This window comes from Streptomyces sp. adm13(2018) (genome assembly GCF_008042145.1).
GTDB lineage: Bacteria > Actinomycetota > Actinomycetes > Streptomycetales > Streptomycetaceae > Streptomyces.
On the sequence record NZ_RDBH01000082.1, the window covers coordinates 1 to 6212 of the forward strand.

The 6212-nt window shown below is 74.6% G+C and carries 2 protein-coding genes and 1 pseudogene; all 3 read right to left on the minus strand.

The window, feature by feature from the left end; genetic code table 11:
- The coding region (locus EAO70_RS07425) for a non-ribosomal peptide synthetase (protein WP_261992736.1) at positions 1-4622 on the minus strand (4622 nt) is incomplete at its 3' end.
- A 140-nt stretch (positions 4623-4762) separates the two neighbouring features.
- Positions 4763-4942, minus strand: a pseudogene (locus tag EAO70_RS38990) (condensation domain-containing protein); the annotation flags it as partial.
- Between the two features lie 134 nt (positions 4943-5076).
- Positions 5077-6081 carry an iron-siderophore ABC transporter substrate-binding protein gene (locus EAO70_RS07430; RefSeq protein WP_148002216.1) on the minus strand — a complete coding sequence of 335 codons (1005 nt, stop codon included), beginning with the start codon at positions 6079-6081 and terminating at the stop codon, positions 5077-5079.
- Between the last annotated feature and the right edge of the window lie 131 nt (positions 6082-6212).

Genomic DNA, 6212 nt, shown 5'->3' on the forward strand with positions numbered 1-6212 from the left:
GCCTCGGCGGGGACGCGTCCGGCGGCTCCGGTGGTCGTCACGACGAACCGCGCGCCGGAGTCGGCGAGCATGAACGCCACTCGGTCGGCGGGGTAGTCGAGGTCGAGCGGGAGGTAGGCGGCGCCCGCCTTGAGGACGCCCAGCAGCGCCACCATGAGCTCGGCCGAGCGCGGGACGGCGACGGCCACGTACCGCTCGGGTCCCGCGCCGCGCGCCCGGAGGCGGCGGGCCACGTCCTCGGCCCGCCGGTCGAGTTCGGCGTAACTGAGGGTGGTGTCGTCGAAGACGACGGCCGGGGCGTGCGGGGTGCGCGCCACCCGGTCGGCGATGAGCGAGGTGAGCGTGGCCTCGGGGACGGGGTGGGCGGTGGCGTTGAGTTCGGGGAGGTGCGCGCGCTCGCGGGCGGACAGCAGGTCGGTCCGGGCGACGAGCCGGTCGGGCTCGGCCACCAGGGCCCGCAGCAGGGACGTGAAGCGGTGCGCGAGGACGGCCACGGCGACCGGGTCGATCCGGGCCGCGTGGTGCTTGAAGCGGAGCAGGAGGCCGTCGGCGGCGGGCTCGACGGTCAGCGCGAGCGGGTAGTGCACGGCGTCGAACACCTCGGCGCCGGTGACGAGGGGCGCCGGGGCTCCCTCACCGGCCGCGCCGCCGGGGTGGTTCTCGAAGACCACGAGGGTGTCGAAGAGTTCGCCGCCGCCGGCGGTCCGCTGGATGTCGGCGAGTCCGAGGTGCTGGTGGTCGAGGAGGGCCGCCTGCTCGTCCTGGACGCGGTGGAGCAGCTCGGTCAGCGTCTCCTCGGGGCGCAGGGTGACGCGGGCCGGGACCGTGTTGATGAACAGGCCGACGGCGGCGTCCAGTCCCGCGACCTCGGTGGTGCGGCCGGAGACCGTGGTGCCGAAGACGACGTCCCGGCTGCCGGTGAGGCCGCCGAGCAGCAGGCCCCAGAGTCCGTGGAAGACGCTGCTCAGGGTCAGTCCGCGGGCCCGGGCGCAGGCGCTCAGGGCGTCGGTGAGGTCGCGGGGCAGGCGCGTGTCGACGTGCTCGGGGCGCGCGGGCTCCCCGGCCCCGTCGGCCGGGGCGCCGATCACGGGGAGCCGGGTCGGGCCGTCGAGCCCGGCGAGCGCCTCCCGCCAGGCCTCGCGCGCGGTGTCGCGGTCGCGGCCGGCGAGCCAGGAGAGGTACGGCTCCGGGGCCGTCGGCTCGGGGAGTGCGGCGCCCCGGTGGGCGTCGGTGAGTTCGCGCAGCAGGACGGCGACCGACCAGCCGTCGGCGACGATGTGGTGGAGGGTGAGCAGGAGCCGGTGGCGGCGGCCGTCCTTGACGAGGGTGGCGCGCAGGAGCGGCGGCCGGTCGAGGGCGAAGCGCTCGGCGCGGTCGGCGCGGAGGATGTCGTCGAGGCTGGTCTCGGCGGTGTCGGCCTCGCGCCACGGCAGGGTCACCCGTTCGGCCAGCCGCTGGACGACCTCGCCGCCGGGGAGCTGCCGGAAGGAGGCGCGCAGCAGGGGGTGCCGGTCGAGGAGGCTCTGGAGGGCGCCGCGGAGGCCGTCGGGATCGGTGTCCTCGGCGAGGTCGAGGAGTTCCTGGACGACGTAGAGGTCCTGGGCCCGGTCGTCGAACTCAGCGTGGAAGAAGAACCCTTCCTGGAGGGGGGAGACCGGCAGGGCGTCCCGGTCGAGCTGCGTCTCCCGGGCGGCCCGGGGGGACGCGGCGGGCTCGCCCGCGGTCCTGGCGAGGGCCGCGACGGTACGGCTCCGGAACACGTCGCGCGGGGTGAGCGCGAGCCCGGCCGCGCGGGCGCGGTTGACCAGCTGGATGGCGACGATGCTGTCGCCGCCGAGCTCGAAGAAGCTGTCGTGGACGCCGACCGCCGGCAGCCCGAGGACCTCGGCGAAGAGCCCGGCGAGGGTCGACTCCGCGGGAGTGGTAGGGGTGTCGGTGCCGGTGAGGGAGGTCCAGCGGGGCTCGGGCAGGGCCTTGGCGTCGAGCTTGCCGTTGGGCGTGAGCGGCAGCGGCCGGTCGAGGACGACGACGGCGCTCGGCACCATGTGATCGGGCAGCGCGTCGGCCACGCGGGCACGCGCGGCGGCCACGGCGCCGGGGTCGACGCCGGCGGCCGGGGCGTCGCCGGCGGCTGCGCCCGTCTGCTCGGCGACCTCGGTCCCGTCGCCCGTTCCGGCCTCCGTTCCCGGTACCGCCTCCGGGACCAGGTAGGCGACCAGGCGCTTCACCCCCCGGTGGTCCTCGCGGGGGAGGACCGCGGCCTGGGCGATGCCCGGGCAGGCCATGAAGGCGCTCTCGATCTCGCCCGGTTCCACGCGGTGGCCGCGGATCTTGATCTGGCCGTCCGCACGGCCGAGGAACTCCAGGTTGCCGTCGGCGCCCCAGCGGACCCGGTCACCGGTCCGGTACATGCGGGTGCCGGGTTCGCCGTACGGGTCGGCGACGAACCGTTCCGAGGTGAGGGCGTGGCGGCCGAGGTAGCCGCGGGCGAGGCCGCGCCCGGAGACGTACAGCTCGCCCTCCGCTCCGACGGGGACGGGCCGGAGCGCCGTGTCGAGGACGTACGCCCGGGTGTTGGGGTCGGGGCGGCCGATGGGCGCGGGTCCCGGGCGGTCGGGGTCGGCGAGCCAGAGCGTGGAGTTCACGGTGGCCTCGGTGAGCCCGTACGCGACGACGACCCGGAGCCGGTCGCCCCAGCGGGCGATCAGCTCGCTGGGGACGGCCTCGGTGCCGACCACCAGGACGGCGCCCGGGGGGAGTTCGCACTCCGGCGGGAGCGCGGAGACGAGCGAGGGCGGCAGGATCATGTGGGTGGCGCGGTGGTGGGCGATGTACTCGGTGAGCGCGGGGCCGGCGACGCGGCGCTCGGCGGGGACGACGATGATCCGTCCGCCGACGCAGAGCGACATGATCAGGTCCCAGACGGTCACGTCGAAGCCGACGGAGGCGAACTGGACGACCCGGCTGTCGGCGGTGACGCCGATCCGTTCGGTGGCGGTGGCGATGAGGCTGCCGACGCCGTCGTGGGAGACGACGACGCCCTTGGGACGGCCCGTCGAGCCGGAGGTGTAGATGACGTAGGCGGCCTGGTCGAGGGCGACCTCGGGCGCGGCGCCGGCCGGGGTGGCGGCGGCGAGGGCGGCCTCGGTGTCCGGGGCGTCGAGCAGCAGGTGGGCGACGCCCTCGGTGTCGGGGAGCGCGCCGGCGAGGTCGCGGACGGTGACGACGGTCCGGGCCCCGGCGTCGGACAGCATGTAGGCGATGCGGTCCTGCGGGTGGTCCGCGTCGAGCGGCAGGTAGGCGGCGCCGGCCTTCATCACGGCGAGCAGGGCGACGACCAGCTCGGGAGAGCGGGGCAGGGCCACGCCCACGACGTCCTCGGTCCCGACGCCCCGGGAGCGCAGCAGGGCGGCGAGCCGGTCGGCGGCGTCGTCGAGTGCGGCGTAGGTCAGTTCCCGGTCCTCGCAGACCAGCGCGACGACCTCGGGGCTGCGGCGGACCTGGCGCTCGAACGCCGCGGGCCAGGACAGCTCGGGTGCCTCGCACGGGGAGACGCCGAACTCGTCGAGGAGGCGGCCGCGTTCGTCCGCGGAGGTGAGCTCGATGCGGCCGACGGGCCGGTCCGGGTCGGCGGCGAAGGCGTCGAGGAGGGCGAGGAAGCGGCGCTCGTGGTCGGCGAGGGTGGCAGGGTCGCAGACGTCGGCGTCGGCGTCGAGGTGGACGGTGTGCCCGCGGCCGTCCTCGCTCTCGGCGAAGCTGAACGCCAGGTCGCTGACGGGGCCGAGCCACTCGGGGCGGAGTTCGGCCGGGTGGTCGTCGAAGCGGAGGCCGTCGGAGCGGGGCAGGATGTTGACGGTCGGGCCGACGAGTTCCGGGACGCCGTCGACCAGGCCCAGTTCCCTGGCCAGGTCCTCGGCACGGTAGCGCCCGTGGGCGACGGCTTCGGCGACGGCCTCGCGGACCTGGCCGACGAGTTCGGCGCCGGTGGTCCCGGGGCGGACGGCGAGGCGCAGCGGGAGGATGTTGGAGACCATGCCGGGGACGCTCGCGGAGACCTCGTCGCCGCGGGCGGCGACCGGCAGGCCGAGGACGAGGTCCTGTTCGCCCCGGGCGCGGTGGAGGTAGGCGGCGACGGCGGCGAGCAGGATGCGGGAGGTGCGGACGCCCGTGGTCCGGGCCGCGGTGTCCAGCAGCGCGGCGGTCTCGGGGGACAGTTCCGCGGTCCGGCGCAGCCGTCGGGTCATGGGGGTGGTGGCCCGGTCGACGAGGCGTACGGGCTCGGTCCGGCCGGCCATCCGCTCAAGCCACCAGGCGCGGTCGGCGGCGTGCAGGTCGGACGCGCGGTAGGCGCGGTCGGCGGCGACGAGCCGGGACAGCGACCAGTCGCTGGGCGCGGCGGTGTCCCCCGCCGTGTACAGCTCGCCGGCCCGGCGGGTGATGAGCGCGACGCCCATGCCGTCCAGGGCGATGTGGTGGTAGCGCTGGGACCAGACGACGCGGTCGTCGGCGAGCCGCAGCAGGGCGTGGGCGAAGAGGGGGTCGAGCGCGAGGTTGACGGGCTGGTCGCGGTCGGCGGCCACCCACGCGGCGGCGGCCGCCTCGGGGTCGGCGGCCTCGCGCAGGTCGACGACGGTGAGGTCGGCGGGGACGGGGCGGGTGCGGGGCGTCTGGCGCGGTCCGTCGCACCCGCCCCGTCCCCGCCGACCTCACCGTCGTCGCCGGGGGTGATCCGTACGTGCAGGCACTCGGCCTCTTCGACGGCCTGGCGGACGGCGGCGGTCAGGCGGTCGAGGTCGACGGCTCCGCGGAGGTGCAGCGCGAACACGATGTTGTAGGCGGAGCTGTCCGGTTCCAGCTGCTGGGCCAGCCAGATGCCGGCTTGCCCGCCGGTGACGGGGAGACCGGAGGGGGTGTTCCGGTCCGACGGCTCGACGTCAAACATCGTACGAAGTGGCCTTTCCCTGGGGGTGCGTGGCAGGCGGCTGGCGACGTGAACCACCGGCGGCGCGGCGAGAGGTTCCGCCGCGCCGCCGGTGGGGTCAGCTGGTGGCTCCGGGGCGCGTCAGCGACCGGGCGTCACTTGACGGCCGCGAGGAGCGGCTCGATCTCGTCGATGGCGTACGGGATCGACAGGACGGTGTTGAAGGAGAACGCGGCGCCGATGTCCGGGTCCTGGTAGGGCACGAAGAGGTCGCGCTTCTCCTGGTGGACCTTGAGCTTCTTGTAGAGCGGCTCCGCCTTGATGCGGTCGTTGGCCTCGGTGCTGGAGGTGACCCAGACGAGGCGGTCGACGTCGAGGACGTTCAGCTTCTCGGCGCTCAGCTCGGCGACGTTGAAGCCGGGCTTGGAGAGCGTGTCGATCTCGGGCTTGAGCTTGAAGCCCAGCTCCTGGAAGAAGATCGACTTGGGGTCGATCTTGGTGAACGCCGAGTACTTGCCGGCCTCGAAGCTGTCGGCGACGGCGAGTGTCTTGGTGGCCCACTCGGGGTGCTTGTCGCGGGCGGCCTTGAAGCGGGCGTCGATGTCCGTGATCAGCTTGGCGGCCTCGGCGTCCTTGCCGAGCGCCTTGCCGATCTGCTGGGTCATCAGCTGCCAGGGGGCGCCGTAGTCCGGGTGCTCCTTGGGCTGGGCGACCACCTTGGTGAACTTGGAGAGCGTGTCGTACTGCTCCTTCTTCATCCCCGAGTACTGGGCGATGACCAGGTCCGGCTTGAGCGCCGCGATCTTCTCGATGTTGTACTCGTCGCGCTCGCCGACGATCTCCGGCTGGGTCGAGCCCCACTTCTCCTTGGCCCAGGGCCACTTGCCGTACGGCTTCTCCTTGAACCAGTCGACGGCGCCGACCGGCTTCACGCCGAGCGCGAGGGCGGCGTCCTGGTCGGAGAGACCGAGGGTGACGACCGTCTTCGGCTCCTTGTCGATGGTCGTGGAGCCGTACTTGTGGGCCACCGTGACGGGGAACGCGGCGGGCTTGCCGCCGCCGTCGGCCGGGGCCGAGGAGGAGGCGGAGGGCGACTCGGTCTTCTCGGTCCCTCCGCCGCAGGCGGCGAGGGCGAGGGCCGCCACCGCGAGGACAGCCACACGGGGGGCGGATCTGGCGAACCGGGCCAGAGCAGGACGTGCACCAGCGGACACGGACGTTCCTTTCGGGGTTTCACAGTGCGTGCCACGCCCCTCGGGTGCACGGGGTGCCGCCCGGGCGGGGTGTGGCC